This is a genomic window from Undibacterium sp. TJN19, assembly GCF_049339485.1.
Lineage (GTDB): Bacteria > Pseudomonadota > Gammaproteobacteria > Burkholderiales > Burkholderiaceae_D > Undibacterium.
On record NZ_JBMPPL010000003.1, the window covers coordinates 371,691 to 392,666 of the forward strand.

The window sequence follows — 20,976 nt, forward strand, 5'->3', positions numbered from 1 at the left end:
TTACAGTTTTTGCAAGCGCTGCAAGGCATGCTCCAGCGTGGCATCCTGTTTGGCAAAGCAAAAGCGTACTATGCCTGATTCTTGACCCTGCTGATAAAACGCTGAAACCGGTATGGCAGCAACCCCAATGTCCGTAGTCAGCCAACGCGCAAAGTCCAGTTCAGATTTATTCGATACGGCTGAATAATCAACACTCTGGAAATAGGTGCCAGCACAGGGTAGCAGGCGCAATTTGGAATTTGCCAGGCCAGCCCGGAACAGATCGCGTTTTTTCTGGTAAAACCCAGCCAGTGTCAGATAAGGGGCGGGGTCTTGCATGTAATGCGCCAGGCCCAGTTGCATGGGCGTATTTACCGTGAATACATTGTATTGATGTACTTTGCGAAATTCTGCCATCAGTGCAGCAGGCGCTGCCACATAACCAACTTTCCAGCCAGTCACATGATAAGTCTTGCCGAAGCTGGAGATGATAAAGCTGCGTTCGGCCAGTTCAGGATGGCGCGACAGGGATTCATGGCGTTGACCGTCATACACCATGTGTTCGTATACTTCGTCTGAAGCGATCAGCACCTGTGTATCGCGCACAATATCGGTCAGGGTGCTGATATCGGTGGCGCTGAATATCGAGCCAGTGGGGTTATGGGGTGAGTTCAACATGAGCAGGCGGGTCTTGCCAGTGATACGCGCTTTTACCTTGTCCCAGGGGATGGTATATCCTTCTGGCCCCAGTTCCATGCTGACAAATACGGGTATGCCGCCAGCCAGTTTGATTGATGCTACATAACTGTCATAAGCTGGCTCGATGACAATGACTTCATCACCAGCGTGCACACAGGCCAGCAAGATGGTCATGATGCCTTGGGTTGCGCCAGCGGTTACTGTAATTTCAGTGTTGGCATCATACTGATGGCCATAAACAGCCTGTATTTTGGCGGCTATCTGTTCACGCAGCTGTGGCATGCCCGGCATGGGCGGATATTGATTGAAATTGTCCGCCATGGCCTGCGCCACTTTGGCAGGTAAGGCCGGGTCGCAGGCAAAATCAGGAAAGCCCTGACCCAGATTGACTGCCTGGTGCTCAGCCGCCAGGCTCGACATCACTGAAAAAATAGTGGTGCCCACTTCGGGCAGTTTGGATATGGGGACGAAGCGGGCAGTCGTAGTCATCAGTGAAAAGTATCAAAAACAAAAAAAATTATTATTTTGTGCCAAACAGGCGGTCACCAGCATCACCGAGGCCAGGGACGATGTAGCCGTGTTCATTCAGGCATTGGTCGATGGAAGCCGTGACGATTGCGACATCCGGGTGGGCCGCTTGCATGACCTTGATACCCTCTGGCGCAGCGAGCAGGCAAACAAATTTGATACTGGTGGCGCCACGTAGCTTCAGGCGGGCAATGGCTGCGGCGGCTGAATTACCGGTTGCCAGCATGGGGTCAACCACAATCACCAGGCGTTCTGCGATATCTTCAGGTACTTTGAAATAATACTCGACAGGTTCCAGGGTTTCCGGGTCGCGGTACAAGCCGATATGGCCAACGCGGGCATTCGGCAGCAAGTCCAGCATGCCATCCAGAATGCCATTGCCTGCACGCAATACTGATATCACGCACAGTTTTTTGCCGCTGATGGTTGGCGCGTCGATGGTGGTGATCGGCGTTTCTATCTTGACCAGTTCAATAGGCAGGTCGCGCGTTACTTCATAGGCCAGCATCTGGCTGATTTCACGCAGCAAACGGCGGAAATTGTCGGTAGGCGTATCTTTGCTGCGCATCAGCGACAACTTGTGCTGCACCAGGGGGTGTCTGATTTCGGTAACGAGTTCGTTCAAGATAATTCTCCGGCAATGTTGAGTTGACCGCTATTTTACGTCCCAGCCAGCATTAAGGGAAACTGATAAACAAGAATTGAAGTGTTTTTCCACTTCTGCTCCAGCCATTGTTTGTTTTTCCTTGATTGATAATTCAACTTAAGAAGTTCCGGCATGGCAGGGCCCGCGATGACGGCGAACGACTATCAGATCAGGAGTGCAGAATGGACAGCAATCAGGCGTTGTTAAATAAATTATCTCTGGGAGGTTACTCCCTCGATCGCCATGGCGACCGTAAAGACGATTATTTGCCATCAGAAGAGGCAATCGAATCCAATACGCGCATCGACGTCAAGGGTATTCGTGAAGCCATCGCCAGGGTAGAAGCAGAAGCACGTGCGACAGTTGCCGTTGAAGCCCGCTTAAAAGCAGAAACCCAGGCCAGGGCACTGGCAGAAACCAGGGCGCAGGCCGAAGCTGAAGCCGCAGAACTCGCTCAGCGCAAACTGGCGCTGGAGCAGGAAGCCATTGCCGGCACACAGGCAAAATTGCTGGCTGAACGCCAGTCACGCGTTGCCAGCGAGGCACGCATTGCCGCTACAGCCGAAGAAACCAAAAACCTGCAAGAACGCGCCCAGATGGAAACGCTGGCGCGTGAACAATCCGAGCAACGTTCAAAACTCGAATTGCAAGCCAAGGAAAACGCTGAATCGCAATATAAAGCGGAATCAGAACTCGCTTCGCAAGCCCATGCCGAAGCACAAAAGCTGGCAACCGAGACCACCAACGCCCGTAACTGGGCGGCAGAACGCTTTGCCGCCTCACAATCTGCCCGCCAGCAGGCCGAAGAACGTGCCAAGGCCGACGCCCGCATTACCGAACTGGCCAGAGAAAGAGAAAAGCGTGATCGCGAAGCCCGTGAAACGGCAGAAATGCTGGCCAAAGTGCGCAGCGAATCATTGCAGGTCAATAAAGAGCGCGATCAGGCCGAAGCCATGGCACTGGCCTATGCCATCAATCGTGCGCCAGTTGAAGTACGTGCCCGCGAAGATGCATTGGCACGTGTCGCACTGGAGCAAGAGCAGGAAGCCATTGCCCAGGCCAGGATGGAATCGGAAAGACGCGCCGCAGAAGCCATACAGTTGCGCATGCAGGCTGAAGAAGACTTGCGTATCGCTGCCAACAAGCGTGAACAGGCAGAAACCATGGCAGCGACAACGGCCAAAGCCAGACGCGAAGCCGAAGACAAAATCCGCATGGTGACTGAATCCCGTATCCGTGCTGAGCGTGATTTACAGTCGACAGCCATGCATAGAATAGAAAGTGAACAACAGGCTGACATGCAAACCAGGGCAAAACTGCTGGCAGAAGCAGCCCTGTCAGAAGAGGCAGCGCAACGCCGTAAGGCCGAGCAGGAAGCGACCGATATTGCCCGTCAACGTGTCGCTGAAGAGCAACGTGCAGCGAAGCTGGCAAAAGAACGTATAGAAATTGAACGTGAGGCAGTGCAAATCGCTCGCGAGCAAGCTAATTCTGAGCAACAGGCATTAAGCGCCACTGCTTTTCAGGCTGAATTGCTCAAACGTGCCAACTTGATGGCAACTGAAAATGCCAAAAAAGCCGAAGAATTGGCGCAGGTTGAAAAAATCCGTGCAGAAGCAGAACAAAAAGCAGCAGATGCCTTGCAATTGAAGCTCGATGCTGAACGCAAGAAAATTGAAGAAGCCGAGGCACGTGCACAGGCTGAGCAATCTCATGCAGAACTGCTGAGCATGCAAGGGCAGGCAGAGCATGCGCGTCGCGTGGCCCGTGAATCAGAATGTGTGGCAGAAAAACTGAGCCTTGAAAAAGCAATGGAACAGGTTGAATTGCAGCAAATAATGGCAGCGGCTGCCGCCAGGAAAAACCATGATGCGACCGAACTTCTGCGCGTCCAACAGCAACGCACTAATGATGAGGTGAAAGCGATGGAACTTCAGGAAGAAAAACTACAGGCAGAACGTCGCCGCGCAAGCGCAGTACAGCAAGTGCTGAAAGCCACGCAGGAAAAACTTCACAGCGAACAGGCTGCCCAGAAAGAAGCAGAGGCAAGACTGCAAGCTGAAGAGCAGATCAAGGCAATAGCGCAGGCCAAAGAACAGGCTGAGCGCGAACAAAGACTGGCGCTCGAAGCGACTGTCGATGCAGAGAAAAACATACTCGAACAGACCGAGCTGCAAAAAGAAACACAATCCAGGGCTGCCAAGCTTGCTTTGCTGAAAAGCCACCAGGCAACAGAAATGGCACGCGCAGAGCAAGTGCATCTGGATGCAGAGAAAGAAGCTGCAAGGGCCGCGCAGGCAAAACTGGAAGCTGAAAAATCTGCTGCTGAACAAGTTATTGCAAGAGCCTATGCAGACCGTGAGCATGTGCAGGTATTGAACGCACGTCAACAGCAAGAAGTGGAAGCACGCGCAGCCCGTCAGACCATGATCGTGGCTGAACAGGCACGCCTGAAAAAAATGCAGGAACATGCCGAGTTACAAAAGCAATCGGCCACCCTGGCGCAAACCAAGGCGATAGAAGCTGAAGAATTGGGTAAAACCCTGAAATTGCGTACAGAAACCGAGCAAAAAGCATTGACCCTGATACAGGAAAAGCTGGAAGCCGAAAAACGCCTGACAGCAGAACTGCAAACCAAGGCCACGCTGGAACAAGAACAGCGCGATCAACACCTGGCACGTTTGCAATCTGAACAAGTCTTGCGTCAGGCAGTTGAAGTCAAGCTGGCAGAAGAAAAGCAACTGCTTGAGCAAAATAATGTGCAGGCCAGGGCAGAACAACAAGCTGCTGCTGCGGCTGGTGCGCGTGTCAAAGCTGCTACGCAACTGGCAAAGCTGGAGCAGGAAAAAGCCAAATCCCAGCAAGCTGCTGCCACTGCGCTTGAGCAGCAGGCCATGCTTGAAAAGCAAAAAGCAGATGCTGCCAATGCTGAAGCGAAAGCTGCCATGCAAAAACTGGCTGCGGAAAAAGCCGCCAGTGCTGCAGCGCTTGCCCGTGCAGCGGCTGAGCAGCAACATGCCCAGGCTGCTGAAGAGCGGGCGAGGTCTGAGGAACAGGCAAATGAACTTGCCATGGCTAAACTGCAAGCTGAAAAAACTTTACAGTTACAGGCGCAGGCATATGCAGCCAGCCAGCATAAGGCACATGAACTGGTACTGGAAAAAAACCGGAAAATTGCGCAACTTGACAGTGTTTTGCAGCAAAAACTGGAAGACGATGCCAATCTGCTGGCTGCTACAGAGGCTAAATTACAGGCTGAAGAAGAAATTCAACAGCAAGTCCAGGCTCGTCTGGCGAACGAAACAGAAACCAGGCAATTTGCAGAAGCACGTGCCAGCGCTGAAAAAATCATTCGCGTGGCATCAGAAGCAACACTGGCATCTGAACAAGCTTTGTTCCAGGAGCTGGCAGCACACGCCGATGCGCAAAAACTGGTCGCTCAATTAATCGCACAGCGCCTGCTACAAGAACAAGAATTGACTGCCATGCAGCAGCAACGTGTACAGGCAGAGCAAGCCGTACTGGCAATGCTAACCGCCAAACAACAGGCGGAATTATCTGCAACTGCCGAAGCTGAAGCGCGTCTGTCAGCAGAACAAGAGCAAATGAAGCTGGCAAAGGCTCGTCAACTTGTAGAACAGGAAGCGAAGCAAATAGCAGAACAATTTAATCAGTCTGAAAAACTGTGGCTCGCGCAAGCCGCTGAAGAAGCCTTGATCAAGCGTCAGGCCGCTGCCGCAATGGAAGAAAAATCGGCTTTGCTGCTGGAATTGAGCCGCGCAGGTCAAACGCAGATTGCTACTGAGCAACAACTGAGCGCACAGTTGCAAACAAAACTGGAGCAGGAAGAATGCGCCGCAATTGCCTTGCAGGCGAGGTTGGAAACCGAACGTCAATTGGCAGAAACGGCCACTCAGCGTGCTGCACAAGAACAATTGGCACTGGAAACCAGTTTGCGACTTGCCAATACGGAGCAGGCTTTATTGTTGCGCGCCAATGAATTTGCCGAAGCGCAACAGATCGCCAATGAAGCAGCCGTAGCAAAATTGCGTGAAACCGATGCTTTGGCCGTGACAGAAAATCACCGTGCTGCTTGTGAACTGGAAGAACTGAGTTTGGTACAGCAAAAACTGGTGGCAGAGCAACAGGCAGCAGACGCTGCTGAGCAACGCAAGCAAGCCGAGCAGGAATATCTGGCCTTGTGTGAAATTCGCGCAACTGCAGAGCAGAACGCCAATGTCGCAATACAAGCGCGCTTGCAAAGCGAAAAAGATGCATCCGGTCTGGCCGAAGCCGTAGCTATTGCTGAAATGCAGGCCGCAGAATTGGCGCAAGCCAAATTGAACGAACTGCTTTCTTTGCAAGAAATTGAGTTGCAACGTGCCGAGTTGGAGCAAAGTGAAATTGCTGCCGCACAACGCAAACAGGAAATGGAAGCGACTAGTCTGCAGTTGCAGCAGACAGCGTTGCGCTTGCTTGAAGAAAAGCTCGAAGCTGAACGCCTGATCCTCAATGCATCAGAAGAAAGTGTTAGCCTTGAGGCGGAATTGGTGGAGCAGGCGAGACAAAGAGCCGAACAATTGGTGGCTGCCAATGCTCTTGAGCAGGACAGATTGGCCAGGGAACGTGAATTGGCAGAGGTAACTGCCATGCAAATGCAGGCAGATGAGCAAGCGTTGGCAGAATTGCATAGCAGATTGATGCAGCAAAACCAGTTTGAGACGGTGGAAGCGCAAAGACTGGCAAAGCAGCAAGCGCTTGCAGAAGCCATGACGCAAAGACTGTCAGAAGAAAACGCCTTGCAGGCACAGGCGGAACAGCAATTGGCAGCAGAAGCAGAATTGCAAGCTTTGTTGCAGCAAAAACAGCAGCAGCAAGCAGATGCACAAGCTTTCGTCGCTCAGGCCCTGGCATCTGCCAAAGCATGGCAAGAACAAAATATGCAAGAGATCCAGGAACAGAAAAATCACTTGCAAGCGCAAGCCGACATGGCTAGGCAGACGCTGGAAGCGGAACATCAGGCGGCTGAACAACTGGCGCAGGAATTGATTGCCAAGTTGCTTAACAACAAACAGCAATCGCAAGAATGGCGTCAGCAAGTTGAGGAGATTTTGGCCACAGCACCAGTTGATGTTGCTTATGAAGCGCAGCAGCAAGAAGTGCAAAAACGCTTTCGCTTGCGTCCTTCCGTCATTGCTGGTCTGTTATTGTGCGCCGGTATTGTTGGTCTTGCAGGTTTGGCAGGCTTTAGCAATGTGAGCCTGGCAGGCAGTATTGCACCGGGCGTGTTTGGACATAAGACTGCCGCATTGCAGGCACCCATTGCTGTTTCTGGGCAAAAATTAGAAACTGGCTTGCACTTAAGCTATGAATTGACAGCGCCACAATCCGAAACCCCGACTCAGGCAGAAGACAAAAGCAAGCGTGGCACACAACTGGCGATGGCGGGAAATGATGGCCGGTAACTGAGAGAAATTAACTTGTATGAAAAAAATCCCGGTTAACCGGGATTTTTTTTGTTCTTGAACATTTCGCTGATTCGGTCTGTGTTGCTTGTAATAGTTATGCGACTTTGGCTTCTTGAAACGCAATCACTACCACGAAGCCGCCGTCCTGATGGTTATAGATACGCAGCTTGCCTCTGTGGCGTTTAATAATTCTGTCGACGATAGCCAGACCCAGGCCTGAGCCATTGGCCTGGCTTCGCGACGCATCACCACGGGTGAAGGGACGCAATAGCCGCGCCAGGTCTTGCTCGGCCACGCCTGCACCGTGATCACGGAAGCTGATCAGCAAACCATGTTTTCTTTCCTTGTTCTTGCGCGTGCACTGTACATCCAGAGTGGTTACCGGGGCACCTGCTGTTTTGCCATAGCGGCAGGCATTTTCAATCAGGTTATTGAATAAGCGCCGTAATTCGATGAGGTTGCCATCAATGAAGAGGTCTGGTGTAATGGCGGTGCGTAGCCGCAGGTACTGGAAGCGGGAAGACTCATCTATCACCTGTTGTAGCATTTCACTGAGATTGATGGGTTCCAGTTCAAGCTTGTCCATCGGTTTCGCATAGTCCAGAAACTGACCAATAATCGCATCCATCTGATGCAGGTCGGATTGCATGCCAGATCTGGCGTCGTGGCTGAGATTCGCCATTTCCACCTCCAGCTGCATGCGGGCAAGAGGGGTACGCAAATCGTGGGAGATACCTGCCAGAATGATAGTTCGATCAGCTTCTATCCTGACCAGATCTTCAACCATGGTATTAAAGCTTAAATTGGTTTCGCGTATTTCTTTCGGGCCTTTTTGTGGCAGCGGTGGTGGTTGCTTGCCTTGGGCTACAGCGCGTGCTGCATTGCTTAATCGTGAAAGAGGGTCGTTTATCAATTTGGAAATGACAGCAGCACCCAGCAATGTCAGAAATACAGTCACCATGGCCCAGCTGAATAGTTGCAGTCCTATCGGAGGGTCCAGCCGGTCTTGTTCGAGACGCAACCAGTAATGATCATCTTCAATATCGAAGCTGATCCAGAAGCCGCTGATGCCATTCAGTTTGCTGGCAAAGCGGGTCTCACGGCCAAGGCCGTTCAGCATTAAGGCTTTTGATTCCTCAAAAAAAGCAGTCGCTTCAGGCTCTTCTGCCTGATCGCTATCTTCCAGGAGGTAAATCCGCACACCTTCTTTATTGGCCAGATCCAGTAATAATTCGTGGCGTTTTTCAGGTGCAGAGTGGGTCAGGGCGGCGCGGGTGATGGTGACGATGGAAACGATTTGTGCCGCCAGCTGCTGTGCCCGTGGCGTTGTTTCGAGTACGCGAAAACTTGCCATCCAGGCAAACATGCTGCCTGTTACCAACAAAGCCAGCATGAAAAAGGTACGCCAGAACAGCCCGCTCCTGAGCCATTCCAGGCTGTTCAGATATTCACGCATTCAGAATTAGCGGAAAAAACAACAAAACGAGAACAAAATATCAGTGAGACTGGCCATCAGGAATGAATACATAGCCCAGCCCCCAGACTGTTTGTATGTATAAGGGATTGCTAGGATCTGGTTCGATTAATTTACGCAGACGGGAAATTTGCACATCAAGGCTGCGGTCGAATACTTCGTATTCTCGTCCCCTGGCCAGTTCCATCAGTTTTTCCCTGGATAGTGGCTGGCGCGCATGGCGTGCAAAGACTTTGAGAACAGAGAACTCACCAGTCGTCAGCGAGATATTTTCTTGCTGCTTTTTCAAGGTCCTGGTTCCCAGATCCAGCACAAAATCGCCAAATGCAAAAGTTTGCGGCCCGTCAGAAGGCGCCCCGGGCAATTCATCTGGTGTCTTGCGACGCAGAACCGCGTTGATGCGCGCTACCAGCTCGCGTGGGCTGAAAGGCTTGGGAAGGTAATCGTCCGCCCCCATTTCCAGACCGATAATGCGATCAACCTCTTCACCTTTGGCAGTGAGCATGATGATGGGTGTTTTGTCACCAGCGCCTCGTAAGCGGCGGCAGATGGCCAGCCCGTCTTCACCAGGCAACATCAGATCAAGCACCAGCATGTCGTAGCGTTCCCTGATCCACAATTTGTTCATCGCTTGTGCATTCTCTGCACTGACAACGTGAAATCCCTGTTCGGTCAGGTAGCGGCGCAATAAATCGCGCAATCGAAGATCGTCATCAACCACCAGAATTTTAGCTTTGGGACTATTGCTGGTGTTGTTGGATGCGTCTGAAGTGGGTGTCGTATTTGTCATGGGAATATAGTACTGTTATCGCGTGAGCTTGCAAACAAGATTACTTGTTTGGATTACAAACTGTTACATACTTTACGGAATACCACAGCGGAATTTTCACAGCTAACGTAAACTGATTTCATAGAAAAGGATGCTAGCGCTGGATGCAAGTTTCCGCATAAAATTCAATTCTGTTTTTTTGCAGTTATTATCAACTTCCTGGTTGCGTCATTTACATGATGGCCAACTGTTCTTTAGCCAAGGCAATGAATATACCGTACTTGAAATTTTCTGTCTTATTGTTCGCGCTGCTCGGTTCGGCGGGAGCAATGGCGGACAATACGCGTAGCAATGCCGGAGGGTTTTGGGGGCGGTTTGGCGGGGGAGATGCGCATCGTAAGCCTGAGGCTCCCCGCAAGCAGGATTTGCTTAGCAAGCAGCACGAACGTCAAATGAACAAACAGCCGGGACAAAACCGCATCGACAATGTGGATCGTTGTAATGGTGACCGTACGTGCAACAAAGCAGACGATGCGCAAAAACGTAATCGACTGACGCCCGATGAAAAGCGCGCCTTGCGCCGACAGATTCAGGACGCGGGGCATGACATCTATACCCCGGTTCGCTGAATCGTTAAATATCGTTAAATACAATTTAAAAAATTAGCGACGATTTTGCTTCATTATTTTTTGTTGCTCTCGCTGCCAGTCGCGTTCTTTTTCTGTATCCCGTTTGTCGTGCTGCTTCTTGCCCTTGGCCAAGCCAATCTGACATTTGATTCTGCCTTTGCTGAAATGCATGTTCAGCGGCACCATGGTGTAGCCTGAACGCTCAACTTTCCCTATCAATTTGCTGATTTCTGACGCATTCAGCAATAGCTTGCGGGTTCTGACAGAGTCGGGGTGGATATGTGTCGATGCCGTTGGCAGTGCACCTATGTGCGCACCAAACAGGAAAATCTCACCACCTTTTACGATGACGTAGGCTTCTTTTAATTGCAGGCGCCCGGCACGTATGGCCTTGACTTCCCAGCCCTGGAGGACGACTCCAGCTTCGAATTGTTCCTCGATAAAGTAATCGTGGAATGCTTTTTTATTATCAGCAATGCTCATGTGGGATGAAAATACGTCATTTTAAGGTGGCGAAATACAGGAATGCATTTCGATACTTTGAATGACTCGGTTAAAATGCGAACCTGTGATTCTACCAAATGGTTCTTCTTGATGGCAGTCGTGCATAAAACAGTTTTCGTAGCTTACAGCACTGAGCAGATGTTTGCTCTGGTTGAGCAAGTCGAAAATTACCCTCAATTCCTGCCCTGGTGTGGCGAGGTCAAGGTCGCTGAGCGTTCAGAGCAAGGCCTTACTGCCACTTTGTCAATTAATTATCATGGCATTAAACAACAGTTTACGACCCGGAACATCAATCAACGGCCGCAACTGATGCAAATGAATCTGGTGGAAGGGCCATTCAAGCAATTGTCAGGCTGCTGGAAATTCACCGAACTCAGGCCAGATGCCTGCAAAATTGAATTTGATCTGAATTACGAGTTTTCCAGCAAATTGCTGGAGCACCTGATTGGGCCAGTTTTTTCCAAAATCGCCAACAGTTTTGTTGATTCTTTTTGTGCCCGTGCGGATGTCCTGTATGCCTGAACCTTTAACAATGGCAATCCAGGTTTGTTATGCAGGGCCGAACAACACCAGCTTGTTAAGACTGCAAATTGAAATCGATGCCACTGTGCGCCAGGCGATTGAGTTGAGTGGTATTGTCGGGTTGCACCCGGAAATCAATATCAGCGCATGCAAGCTTGGCGTGTTTGGTAAGCTCAAAGATCTGGATGCTAAGCTGCATCCAGATGACAGGATAGAAATCTACAGACCCCTGATTGCTGATCCTATGGAAGCACGCAGACGCAGGGCGAAAAAACAATCGAAAATGTAAAAACTGCTTTCAACTGGCAGATTTTTTTAGCAACCCGCCTGCGCTTTTTTTACGTCAGCCAATTCCTGATTGCGCTGATTGTCATCCATAAAGACTCTTTCGCCATTCTTGTCTGTGGTGGCAATGCGCACGCCTGATTCCAGGTTTTGTTGATAGGATTTGGCTCTTTCGCAATTTTTTGCTTTGGCTGCTGCTGCCTGTTTTTCGTCGTCGGCTTTTTTGTCTTTCTCTGCCTGCTCGGCTTTGCGCTTGTTATAGTCTTCGTTTTTGCTGGCAGTTGTCACCGGTTTTTGCAAAGTACTCGCTGCCTCCGCAGCAGAAGCAGGGGCCGCGTCTGTTGCAGCCACTGGCTTGCCAGACATATTTGGTGCCTTGATGATCTTGTTGCGCGGCACGGTTGCTGGCGGCGGTGTATCTGAATACTGCTTGTTTCCCTTTTCATCCAGCCAGACATATTGCGCCTGGGCGAGGGAGCAGCAAAACAAGGTCAACAACAAGGCGGAAGTGATACGTGGGAGTGTCATAAACGGCTTTCTATAATTGCTTGATTACTGATAGTTTTACACGTAGCAAGACGACTTCGCAAGTTTTCTGTATAATTCGGTTTTGCGCCTATAGGAAATACTATGCGTTTACTCCAAAAAGCACTCACGTTCGATGACGTGCTACTCGTCCCTGCATACTCGAACATACTCCCTAAAGATACTTCCCTTGCGACCAGATTGACTCGCAATATCAAACTGAGCATCCCGCTGGTATCAGCTGCGATGGATACAGTGACTGAAGCCCGTCTGGCAATTGCCATGGCTCAGGAAGGTGGTATCGGTATCATCCATAAGAACCTGACAGCGAAAGAGCAAGCCCGCGAAGTGGCCAAGGTCAAACGTTTTGAGTCTGGTGTTTTGCGTGATCCTATCACCATCCCACCTAACATGAAAATCCGTGATGTGATTGCCATGTCGCAGCAATATGGCATCAGCGGTTTCCCGGTGGTTGAAGGCAAAACCGTGGTTGGTATCATCACTAACCGTGATTTGCGCTTTGAAGAAGAGCTTGATGCTGAAGCACGGGCAAAAATGACGCCGCGTGAAAAACTCGTCTACGTTAACGAAACAGCTGATCTGGCAGAAGCCAAGCGCCTGATGAACAAACACCGGCTGGAGCGCGTGCTTGTTGTTAATGAAGCATTTGAGCTGCGCGGCCTGATTACCGTAAAAGATATTCAAAAGTCAACAGAGCATCCCTTTGCGTCCAAAGATGAGCAGGGTAAATTGCGTGTAGGCGCAGCTGTTGGTGTCGGCGTTGACAATGAAGAACGCATCGATTTGCTGGCTAAAGCTGGTGTTGACGTCATCGTGGTTGATACGGCACATGGTCATTCCAAGGGCGTACTGGATCGCGTACGCTGGGTGAAAACCAATTACCCACATATTGAAGTCATAGGCGGCAATATTGCCACAGCGGCGGCAGCACTGGCGCTGGTTGAGCATGGTGCTGATGCAGTCAAGGTTGGTATCGGCCCAGGTTCCATCTGTACTACCCGTATCGTGGCAGGTGTTGGTGTGCCGCAAATTACAGCAATTGCCAATGTTGCCAATGCACTTAAAGGCACGGGCGTTCCCTGTATCGCTGACGGTGGTGTACGTTTTTCTGGTGACGTCTCCAAGGCATTGGCAGCGGGCGCATCCACAGTCATGATGGGCAGCATGTTTGCCGGTACGGAAGAAGCACCGGGTGAAGTAATTCTGTTCCAGGGGCGTAGCTATAAATCTTATCGTGGCATGGGTAGCCTTGGTGCGATGGCAGATGGCTCTGCTGACCGTTATTTCCAGGATGCTGCCAATAATGCCGACAAGCTTGTGCCTGAAGGTATTGAAGGCCGTGTGCCTTATAAAGGCAGTGTGCTGGCGATTCTGTATCAACTGGTTGGTGGTGTGCGTTCTTCCATGGGATATTGTGGTTGTGCTTCGATAGACGACTTGCACACCAAGTCTGAATTTGTTGAAATCACTTCTGCCGGTATGCGTGAATCACACGTCCATGACGTGCAGATCACGAAAGAAGCGCCAAATTACCGCGCTGACTAATAGCTGATAGCAATGATGAATCCGTCCCGAATTGAAGATGCCCGGAGAGTGGTATGTCAACGAGCCTAGATCGCGCTGGCCCAACTACTGCGGTTCAGATCAATTCGGGATTTGACCGTCTGGCTGCTGAAAAAACGGAAGCGCGCGTCGCCCGTTTCGAGCGTTTTGGTATCAGGCTGTTCCGGGTGGCGAATTGTTTCATCAGCTTTGGTGATCTGGCGACGCGGTTTGATAACGCAGAGCGCTCAATAACCGGAGTAGAGGCGTCATTTTGTGACAGTTTGCCGGTATTGGAAGATGTAGTGGTGGTTGATGATCTGCGGCTGGAGCCAGTTTTAAGCCAGCACCGTTTTGTCGCTGGCGCACCGCATATCCGGTTTTTTGCATCTCATCCGATTATCGGTCACACTGATCTGCAGATTGGGGCGGTGTTCCTGATTGATTACCAGCCACGTGTATTTGATGATGAAGAGCGGCAATCACTTGCCGATCTGGCTGCCATGGTAGAGCGCGATATGGCCTTTGGCGTGTTGTATCAGAACCAGTTGGAAGTGATCAAGCAAAACCGCAGCCTCAAGCGTGATTCTCTCATTGATCCTTTGCTCGGTACCTGGAACAAGACGGCCATAGTGCGTTCGCTGAAGATAGAGATGGAACGCTGTAGCAAGGCAGGAAAGCCTTTGGCATTGTTGCTGGCTAATCTTGACCAGATGGAATTCTTGCGCGAAGCGCATGGGGTTGCCATCACCGACATGATGCTGGTCAAGACTGTCAGCCGTATTCGTTCCTGTGTCCGGCCATTTGATGCGCTGGGTCGCTTTGGTACTGATTTGCTATTAATTGTTTTGCCTGGTGCGTCGCATCTGGTCGTCACTGCCGTTGGTGAGCGCATCAGGTCGTCTGTCATGATGCACCCGGAAAACGTCAATGATCAGGATATCGGACTGACCATCAGTGCCGGTTCCGCCTCTACCGATATTTTCCCGGACGTTGAGCCAGAGGTCTTGATCAGCCTCGCAGAAAAAGCCCTGCTTTCAGCCAGAAATGCAGGAAACAATTGTGTTGTCCAGGCTACGCCTGCACAACCTGACATGATAATTTGATTATGCATTCAAAAATTCTTATCCTTGATTTTGGTTCACAGGTAACGCAATTGATCGCACGTCGCGTGCGTGATGCGGGTGTTTTTTCTGAAGTTCATCCTTATGATGTCAGTGATGAATTCATCAAAAACTATGGCGCAGCCGGCATTATTTTGTCAGGCGGCCCAAATAGCGTGACTGAGGGAGATACCCCACGCGCGCCCATGGCAGTGTTTGATGCTGGCGTACCGGTACTGGGTATTTGCTACGGCATGCAAACCATGGCGGAACAACTGGGTGGTAAGGTTGAAAATGGCTTGTTGCGCGAATTTGGTTATGCCGAGGTAAGGGCGCGTGGACATACAGCCCTGTTTGATGGCATCAATGATTTTGTCACGCCTGAAGGCCACGGCATGCTCAAGGTGTGGATGAGCCACGGCGATAAAGTCAACGAAATGCCAGCGGGCTTCAAATTGATGGCGTCCACCGACAATTGCCCGATCGCCGCCATGGCTGATGAAGAACGTCGTTTTTATGCTGTGCAGTTTCACCCTGAAGTGACGCATACATTGCAAGGCGAAGCGATTATCGGTCGCTTCGTTCATCAAATCTGTGGCTGCCAGTCTGACTGGAACATGCCTGACTACATCGCCGAAGCCGTTGCGTCCATCCGTGAACAGGTGGGTACTGATGAAGTCATCCTCGGCCTGTCGGGTGGCGTTGACAGTAGCGTTGCCGCGGCGTTGATACATCGTGCCATTGGTGACCAGTTAACCTGCGTTTTTGTTGATCATGGCCTGCTGCGCCTGGATGAGGGCAAGATGGTCATGGAAATGTTTGCCAACAACCTGGGTGTGAAAGTCATCCATGTTGATGCAAGCACTCAATTCATGGGGCATTTGGCAGGCGTTACTGACCCGGAAGCGAAGCGCAAGATCATAGGCCGCGAGTTTGTTGAAGTCTTCCAGGTTGAATCCGGTAAGCTGAGTAATGCCAAATGGCTGGCGCAGGGCACGATCTATCCTGACGTCATTGAGAGCGCTGGCAAAGGCAAAAAAGGCTCGCATACCATCAAGAGCCATCACAATGTAGGCGGTTTGCCAGATACACTGAACCTGAAACTGCTCGAACCCTTGCGTGAATTGTTCAAGGATGAAGTACGCAAACTGGGTGTGGCTCTGGGTTTGCCACACAGCATGGTCTATCGTCATCCTTTCCCTGGCCCAGGTCTGGGTGTGCGCATCCTTGGTGAAGTAAAAAAAGAATTTGCCGATTTATTGCGTCGTGCCGATGCGATTTTCATCGAAGAATTGCGTAATAACTTCGTTGATGCCAGTGCAGAGATCAAACAAAGCTGGTATGACGCCACCAGCCAGGCTTTTGCCGTATTCTTGCCAGTTAAGTCCGTTGGTGTGATGGGGGATGGTCGCACGTATGAATACGTAGTTGCCTTGCGTGCAGTGCAAACCCAGGATTTCATGACAGCCCACTGGGCACATCTGCCGCATGAGTTGCTGGGCAAAGTATCGAACCGCATTATCAATGAAGTACGCGGCATCAACCGCGTGGTGTATGACATTTCAGGTAAGCCGCCTGCGACGATAGAATGGGAATAAGACGTGACTTATAGCGTCAAAGAAATTTTTTATACTTTACAGGGCGAGGGCAATCATGCCGGGCGCCCGGCGGTGTTTTGTCGTTTTTCTGGCTGCAATTTGTGGTCGGGACGTGAAGAGGACAGGGCGATAGCGGTTTGCCAGTTCTGTGATACCGATTTTGTCGGCACTAATGGCGAGGGTGGTGGCAAATTCAAGGTAGCGGAAGCTTTGGCTGCGACGATCAACGCTTTGTGGCCTTTGTCCTATACTGCAAGTAAGTATGTGGTGTTTACTGGTGGCGAGCCTTTGCTGCAACTTGATGCCACCCTGATTGATGCCATGCATGCCGTTGGTTTTGAAATTGCCATAGAAACCAATGGTACTTTGCCAGTGCCCGCAGGTGTGGACTGGATTTGTGTCAGTCCCAAAATGGGCTCGGAACTGGTTGTACGCAAAGGTAGTGAGCTCAAAGTGGTGATCCCGCAGTTTGGTCAGGATATGGCGGCATATGCAAATCTTGATTTTGAACATTACTTTGTACAGGCTATGGATGGCCCCTTAAGAGACGATAATTTGCGTCTCGCAATAGAATTCTGCAAACAGCATCCACAATGGAAGCTGAGCTTGCAAACCCATAAACTCCTACAGATTCCTTAAGTTTTCATGTTAACGATTACCAGAAAGTTGGAATTCGATGCCGGTCATCGTATTCCCGATCACGGCAGCCAGTGTCGCAATTTGCACGGTCACCGCTATACCCTGCAAATTACCCTAACCGGCGATGTTGTCCAGAAAGATGGCGAGTCGGATAACGGCATGATCATGGATTTCGGCGACATCAAGGCGCTGGCCAATGAACATCTGGTTAACCTTTGGGATCATTCCTTCATCGTCTATGAGAAGGATTACATCATCAAGAATTTCCTGGAGAAGCTGCCAGGGCACAAAACCGTGGTGATTGACCGTGTACCTACCGTTGAAAATCTGGCTAAAATTGCCTTCGATATACTGAAAGTGGTATATCACGGCAGGTTTGGCCGTACGCTGGAGTTGACCAAAGTCACTCTTTATGAAACGCCGAATTGCTGGGCTGAGATAGACGGTTAATGGACACGCAGCAAATTGCAGCGGAAGCAGACGCGCAGGGCTTGCGCGATCTGGAATTCATGCAAGCCGCCTATCAGCAGGCGCAACGGGCCTGGGATGAAGGTGAGGTGCCAGTCGGTGCCGTCGTGGTAAAAGATGGCCAGGTTATTGCAACCGGCTATAACCGCCCTATAGGCAAGCATGACCCTACGGCACATGCCGAAATCATGGCTCTGCGTGCCGCTGCTGAAATCATCGGCAATTATCGCCTGCCCGGTTGTGAACTTTACGTGACTCTTGAGCCTTGCATGATGTGCGCTGGTGCCATGATGCATGCAAGACTTGCGCGGGTGATCTATGCCGCCAGCGACCCGAAAACCGGCGTTGCCGGCTCTCTGCTGAACGTTTTTGACAATACGCAGCTCAATCATCATACGCAGGTAATGGGTGGCGTCATGGCTAACGAGTGTGCTGCCCTGTTAAGGGATTTTTTTGCGCATAGACGTGCAATAGCGGCGCAAAAGAGGCAAGCCGTCAATGCTGGATTGACTGATTCACTCATCCATCCAGCTAATGAGCCAAACGCAATAAACTAAATCCATTTCCAACGATATGTCGCAGACCACACAAATGACACAGCAACCGGGAATCGCCATTATTGCCCCTAGCGGTGCGCCACTTGATGAAGCCGCCGTAGTGCGTGGCCTGGCTCTGCTGGCGCAGCAAGGTTTCAAGGTGCATAGTTATTACCAGCCTGAAGATAAATTTCAGCGCTTTGGTGCGGGTGATGCGACGCGTCTTGAGCAGCTGCATGCGGCTGCCAAAAATCCCGATGTACAGATAGTCATGGCCTTGCGGGGTAGTTATGGCATGTCGCGCCTGATGCCGGGGATAGACTTTGATTTGCTGGCCAATAGCGGCAAGTGTTTTGTTGGCTACAGCGATTTCAGTCTCATTCATCTGGGTTTGCTGGGGCGTGGCCGTATCAGTATGGCGGGCCCCATGTTATGCGATGACTATACGCGTGAAGAACCTTGTGACTATACGCTGAAACAATTTAAGGATTGCGTGGGCCATTCCTCGCATCAGGTTGAATTCACGACGACCTATGGCAGGGATCTGGATCTTCATGGCCAGCTTTGGGGCGGTAATCTGGCCATGCTGACTCATGCAGTCGGCACACCTTACTGGGCGGAAGTGGATGACGGCATTCTGTTTCTGGAAGATATCGGTGAGCATCCCTACCGTGTTGAACGCATGTTGCTGCAACTGCATTTTGCTGGCGTTCTTTCAAAGCAGAAGGCGATCGTGCTTGGCAATTTTTCTGCCTATCGTTTGGCAACGCATGACAATGGCTATGATTTCGAAGCGATGCTGACCTATATGCGCAGCATTCTCGATGTGCCCATCGTAACAGGGCTGCCTTTCGGTCATATCCGCACGCGTGCCAGCCTGGTTGTTGGTAGTGATGCCCATCTGACCCTAAGCGAAGGGCAGGCAAGCCTGAAAATGCAGTATCGCTGGTAATCTGTAAGCTTGTAATTTATAAATCAAAAAGCCGCCCGATGTGAAAACCGGGCGGCTTTTTTTGAAGCAATATCTTATGGCTTAATCTGCCGCATAGATATCATTGTCCTTGGTTTCTTTAATGAACAGCATGCCGATGACGAAAGTCGCTGCGGCAATGATGATCGGATACCAAAGACCATAATAAATATCGCCTTTGAATGCCACCAGCGCAAAAGCGGTAGTTGGCAAGAGACCACCAAACCAGCCATTGCCAATATGATAAGGCAGGGACATGGAGGTGTAGCGAATACGGGTCGGGAACATTTCAACCAGCATCGCTGCGATCGGGCCGTAAACCATCGTGACGTAAATCACCAGAATAAGCAGCAAGACAAACACCATGGGCTTGTTGATTTGCGCTGGATCTGCTTTTGCCGGATAGCCAGCCGCCTTGATGGCATCGGCCAATTCTTTCGAGAACGCTTTGTCTTTTGCTGCGGCTTCTTCTTTCGGCAAACCGTTTGCGCTGTAGGCAGTGATTACCTTGTCACCCACTTTAACCGTTGCTGGAATGCCAGGTGCGGATATTTCATTCGAGTAATTGACTGAAGCTGCTGCCAGTTTCGCTTTAACGATATCGCAGGAAGAGGTAAATTTCTTCGTGCCGGTAGGGTTAAACTGGAATTGGCAATCAGCAGGGTCAGCAGTAACCACGACAGGTGCGTTTTTCAGGGCAGCTTCCAGTGCTGGATTGGCAAAATGAGTCAATCCGCTAAAAATTGGGAAGTAAGTTACTGCCGCGATCAGGCAGCCTGCCAAAATAATGGGTTTGCGCCCGATTTTGTCAGACAGCGAGCCAAACACCAGGAAGAACGGTGTGCCAACGAGCAGGGATGCGGCAATCAGGATGTTCGCAGTTGGGCCATCGACTTTCAAGGTTTGCTGCAAGAAGAACAGGGCATAAAACTGACCGGTATACCAGACTACAGCCTGACCGGCTGTCAAGCCAACCAGTGCCAGGATAACGATCTTCAGATTTTTCCATTGACCGAAAGATTCTGTCAAAGGTGCTTTGGAAGTTTTACCTTCGGCTTTCATTTTTGCAAAGGCTGGGGATTCATTCATGGACAAACGTATCCAGACGGAAATTGCCAGCAGGAATACCGAAACCAAGAAAGGCACGCGCCATCCCCAGCTTTCAAATTCTGCTTCGCCAATCGCGCTACGCGTACCCAAAATCACCATCAATGACAAGAACAGACCAAGTGTTGCTGTCGTTTGTATCCAGGCAGTAAAGGCGCCACGCTTGCCATGAGGGGCATGTTCCGCCACATATGTTGCTGCACCACCATATTCACCCCCTAGGGCCAGGCCTTGCAAAATGCGCAGGGAAATCAGGATGACCGGGGCAGCGAGGCCTATGGTTGCGTAGTTGGGTAGCAGACCCACGCAGAAAGTCGAGCCGCCCATGATCAAAATCGTGACCAGGAAGGTGTATTTACGGCCTATCATGTCTCCAAGGCGTCCGAACACCAAAGCGCCGAAGGGACGCACGATGAAGCCGGCAGCGAAGGCCAGCAGGGCGAAAATGAAAGCCGTATTGGGATCAGTGCCGGCGAAGAATTGCTTGGCAATGATCGACGCCAGTGAGCCGTAAAGATAAAAGTCGTACCATTCAAAAACGGTGCCTAGCGAAGAAGCAAAAATAACCTTGCGTTCTTCTGCCGTCATGCCGCCTGACGTTGCGATAGGTGCTGTCGCCATGCTTGTCTCCTGTTTTATATATTTGGATGCGCTTAAAAATATGATCGAAATTTGCTACAGATTTTTCCCACATAATTTTTATTGCATGCAAAGTGTGCAAGCTGAAACTTACGGCATGCTTTCTTGAAACTTACAGAAACTTACGTGTAAACTATTTAAGTAGTTGTAATGACAATATTGAGGCGTAAAATGGATGAAATATTTTTACGAACGGTCGTACTAAAATTGTGCTATTCTTATTTTCAGCTTGGAGATAGGCTGTCGCGCTTCAACTAATTGAGACAAAGATAGAAAGACTTCCACAGGTAACTATCAATGATTTGCCTGGGGAAATTCTTATTCT

At 50.5% G+C, this 20,976-nt stretch carries 18 protein-coding genes; 11 read left to right on the plus strand and 7 right to left on the minus strand.

Annotated elements, in window-relative coordinates:
• Positions 1-1,167, minus strand: a complete 1,167-nt coding sequence (locus tag ACO0LH_RS13045; RefSeq protein WP_422941519.1) for a pyridoxal phosphate-dependent aminotransferase — start codon at positions 1,165-1,167, stop codon at positions 1-3.
• 31 nt (positions 1,168-1,198) lie between these two features.
• Positions 1,199-1,831: a uracil phosphoribosyltransferase gene (gene upp / locus ACO0LH_RS13050; RefSeq protein ID WP_422941520.1), complete on the minus strand. Its 633-nt coding sequence runs from the start codon at positions 1,829-1,831 to the stop codon at positions 1,199-1,201.
• Positions 1,832-2,034: 203 nt separating this feature from the next.
• On the opposite strand from upp, the gene ACO0LH_RS13055 reads away from it, so the two are divergent.
• Positions 2,035-7,317, plus strand: coding sequence for a hypothetical protein (locus ACO0LH_RS13055; RefSeq protein WP_422941521.1), 5,283 nt, complete (start codon positions 2,035-2,037; stop codon positions 7,315-7,317).
• Positions 7,318-7,414: 97 nt separating this feature from the next.
• Here the strand turns inward: ACO0LH_RS13055 and ACO0LH_RS13060 are convergent, their stop codons facing one another.
• Together ACO0LH_RS13060 and ompR are read right to left on the minus strand one after the other, a co-directional pair.
• Positions 7,415-8,776: an ATP-binding protein gene (locus ACO0LH_RS13060; protein ID WP_422941522.1), complete on the minus strand. Its 1,362-nt coding sequence runs from the start codon at positions 8,774-8,776 to the stop codon at positions 7,415-7,417.
• A 40-nt stretch (positions 8,777-8,816) separates the two neighbouring features.
• Positions 8,817-9,584, minus strand: a complete 768-nt coding sequence (gene ompR / locus ACO0LH_RS13065) for a two-component system response regulator OmpR (RefSeq protein WP_422941523.1) — start codon at positions 9,582-9,584, stop codon at positions 8,817-8,819.
• Between the two features lie 215 nt (positions 9,585-9,799).
• On the opposite strand from ompR, the gene ACO0LH_RS13070 reads away from it, so the two are divergent.
• Positions 9,800-10,192, plus strand: coding sequence for a hypothetical protein (locus tag ACO0LH_RS13070; RefSeq protein ID WP_422941524.1), 393 nt, complete (start codon positions 9,800-9,802; stop codon positions 10,190-10,192).
• 33 nt (positions 10,193-10,225) lie between these two features.
• Here ACO0LH_RS13070 and smpB read toward each other — a convergent pair whose 3' ends face one another.
• Positions 10,226-10,675 carry an SsrA-binding protein SmpB gene (gene smpB / locus ACO0LH_RS13075; protein ID WP_422941525.1) on the minus strand — a complete coding sequence of 150 codons (450 nt, stop codon included), beginning with the start codon at positions 10,673-10,675 and terminating at the stop codon, positions 10,226-10,228.
• A gap of 111 nt (positions 10,676-10,786) precedes the next feature.
• Between smpB and ACO0LH_RS13080 the strand changes: the two genes are divergently transcribed.
• Together ACO0LH_RS13080 and ACO0LH_RS13085 are read left to right on the plus strand one after the other, a co-directional pair.
• Complete coding sequence (locus ACO0LH_RS13080) at positions 10,787-11,218, plus strand: type II toxin-antitoxin system RatA family toxin (RefSeq protein WP_422941608.1); 432 nt, start codon at positions 10,787-10,789, stop codon at positions 11,216-11,218.
• On the plus strand, positions 11,211-11,507 hold the full coding sequence (locus tag ACO0LH_RS13085; protein ID WP_422941526.1) for an RnfH family protein: 297 nt from the start codon (positions 11,211-11,213) through the stop codon (positions 11,505-11,507). The genes ACO0LH_RS13080 and ACO0LH_RS13085 overlap by 8 nt, the downstream gene beginning before the upstream one ends.
• A gap of 26 nt (positions 11,508-11,533) precedes the next feature.
• Here the strand turns inward: ACO0LH_RS13085 and ACO0LH_RS13090 are convergent, their stop codons facing one another.
• Positions 11,534-12,031 carry a DUF4124 domain-containing protein gene (locus ACO0LH_RS13090; RefSeq protein ID WP_422941527.1) on the minus strand — a complete coding sequence of 166 codons (498 nt, stop codon included), beginning with the start codon at positions 12,029-12,031 and terminating at the stop codon, positions 11,534-11,536.
• A 102-nt stretch (positions 12,032-12,133) separates the two neighbouring features.
• Here ACO0LH_RS13090 and guaB point away from each other — a divergent pair, with 102 nt between their 5' ends.
• The 7 genes from guaB to ACO0LH_RS13125 are packed head-to-tail and all read left to right on the plus strand — an operon-like array spanning position 12,134 to position 18,887.
• Entirely contained in the window at positions 12,134-13,594 is a 1,461-nt protein-coding gene (guaB, locus tag ACO0LH_RS13095) for an IMP dehydrogenase (RefSeq protein WP_422941528.1), read from the plus strand.
• Between the two features lie 53 nt (positions 13,595-13,647).
• A complete protein-coding gene (locus ACO0LH_RS13100) occupies positions 13,648-14,697 on the plus strand; it encodes a GGDEF domain-containing protein (protein ID WP_422941529.1) in 1,050 nt (349 codons plus the stop codon).
• A gap of 2 nt (positions 14,698-14,699) precedes the next feature.
• A complete protein-coding gene (guaA, locus tag ACO0LH_RS13105; protein WP_422941530.1) occupies positions 14,700-16,292 on the plus strand; it encodes a glutamine-hydrolyzing GMP synthase in 1,593 nt (530 codons plus the stop codon).
• Between the two features lie 3 nt (positions 16,293-16,295).
• Positions 16,296-16,931: a 7-carboxy-7-deazaguanine synthase gene (gene queE, locus ACO0LH_RS13110; protein ID WP_422941531.1), complete on the plus strand. Its 636-nt coding sequence runs from the start codon at positions 16,296-16,298 to the stop codon at positions 16,929-16,931.
• Positions 16,932-16,937: 6 nt separating this feature from the next.
• Positions 16,938-17,381: a 6-carboxytetrahydropterin synthase QueD gene (gene queD, locus ACO0LH_RS13115; protein WP_422941532.1), complete on the plus strand. Its 444-nt coding sequence runs from the start codon at positions 16,938-16,940 to the stop codon at positions 17,379-17,381.
• Complete coding sequence (gene tadA / locus ACO0LH_RS13120) at positions 17,381-17,956, plus strand: tRNA adenosine(34) deaminase TadA (RefSeq protein ID WP_422941533.1); 576 nt, start codon at positions 17,381-17,383, stop codon at positions 17,954-17,956. The genes queD and tadA overlap by 1 nt, the downstream gene beginning before the upstream one ends.
• Positions 17,957-17,990: 34 nt before the next feature.
• Positions 17,991-18,887 (plus strand): LD-carboxypeptidase, encoded by an 897-nt coding sequence (locus ACO0LH_RS13125; protein WP_422941534.1) that lies wholly within the window; start codon positions 17,991-17,993, stop codon positions 18,885-18,887.
• Between the two features lie 81 nt (positions 18,888-18,968).
• On the opposite strand, the gene ACO0LH_RS13130 is transcribed toward ACO0LH_RS13125, so the two are convergent.
• Positions 18,969-20,633 carry an MFS transporter gene (locus tag ACO0LH_RS13130; protein ID WP_422941535.1) on the minus strand — a complete coding sequence of 555 codons (1,665 nt, stop codon included), beginning with the start codon at positions 20,631-20,633 and terminating at the stop codon, positions 18,969-18,971.
• Positions 20,634-20,976: the final 343 nt, after the last annotated feature.

Coding starts and splice junctions, on each gene's coding strand:
- ACO0LH_RS13045 (WP_422941519.1), bottom strand. CDS start 1,167: ATGACTACGACTGCCCGCTTCGTCCCCATATCCAAACTGCCCGAAGTG.
- ACO0LH_RS13055 (WP_422941521.1), top strand. CDS start 2,035: ATGGACAGCAATCAGGCGTTGTTAAATAAATTATCTCTGGGAGGTTAC.
- ACO0LH_RS13060 (WP_422941522.1), bottom strand. CDS start 8,776: ATGCGTGAATATCTGAACAGCCTGGAATGGCTCAGGAGCGGGCTGTTC.
- ompR (WP_422941523.1), bottom strand. CDS start 9,584: ATGACAAATACGACACCCACTTCAGACGCATCCAACAACACCAGCAAT.
- ACO0LH_RS13070 (WP_422941524.1), top strand. CDS start 9,800: ATGATGGCCAACTGTTCTTTAGCCAAGGCAATGAATATACCGTACTTG.
- smpB (WP_422941525.1), bottom strand. CDS start 10,675: ATGAGCATTGCTGATAATAAAAAAGCATTCCACGATTACTTTATCGAG.
- ACO0LH_RS13080 (WP_422941608.1), top strand. CDS start 10,787: ATGGCAGTCGTGCATAAAACAGTTTTCGTAGCTTACAGCACTGAGCAG.
- ACO0LH_RS13085 (WP_422941526.1), top strand. CDS start 11,211: ATGCCTGAACCTTTAACAATGGCAATCCAGGTTTGTTATGCAGGGCCG.
- ACO0LH_RS13090 (WP_422941527.1), bottom strand. CDS start 12,031: ATGACACTCCCACGTATCACTTCCGCCTTGTTGTTGACCTTGTTTTGC.
- guaB (WP_422941528.1), top strand. CDS start 12,134: ATGCGTTTACTCCAAAAAGCACTCACGTTCGATGACGTGCTACTCGTC.
- ACO0LH_RS13100 (WP_422941529.1), top strand. CDS start 13,648: ATGTCAACGAGCCTAGATCGCGCTGGCCCAACTACTGCGGTTCAGATC.
- guaA (WP_422941530.1), top strand. CDS start 14,700: ATGCATTCAAAAATTCTTATCCTTGATTTTGGTTCACAGGTAACGCAA.
- queD (WP_422941532.1), top strand. CDS start 16,938: ATGTTAACGATTACCAGAAAGTTGGAATTCGATGCCGGTCATCGTATT.
- tadA (WP_422941533.1), top strand. CDS start 17,381: ATGGACACGCAGCAAATTGCAGCGGAAGCAGACGCGCAGGGCTTGCGC.
- ACO0LH_RS13125 (WP_422941534.1), top strand. CDS start 17,991: ATGACACAGCAACCGGGAATCGCCATTATTGCCCCTAGCGGTGCGCCA.
- ACO0LH_RS13130 (WP_422941535.1), bottom strand. CDS start 20,633: ATGGCGACAGCACCTATCGCAACGTCAGGCGGCATGACGGCAGAAGAA.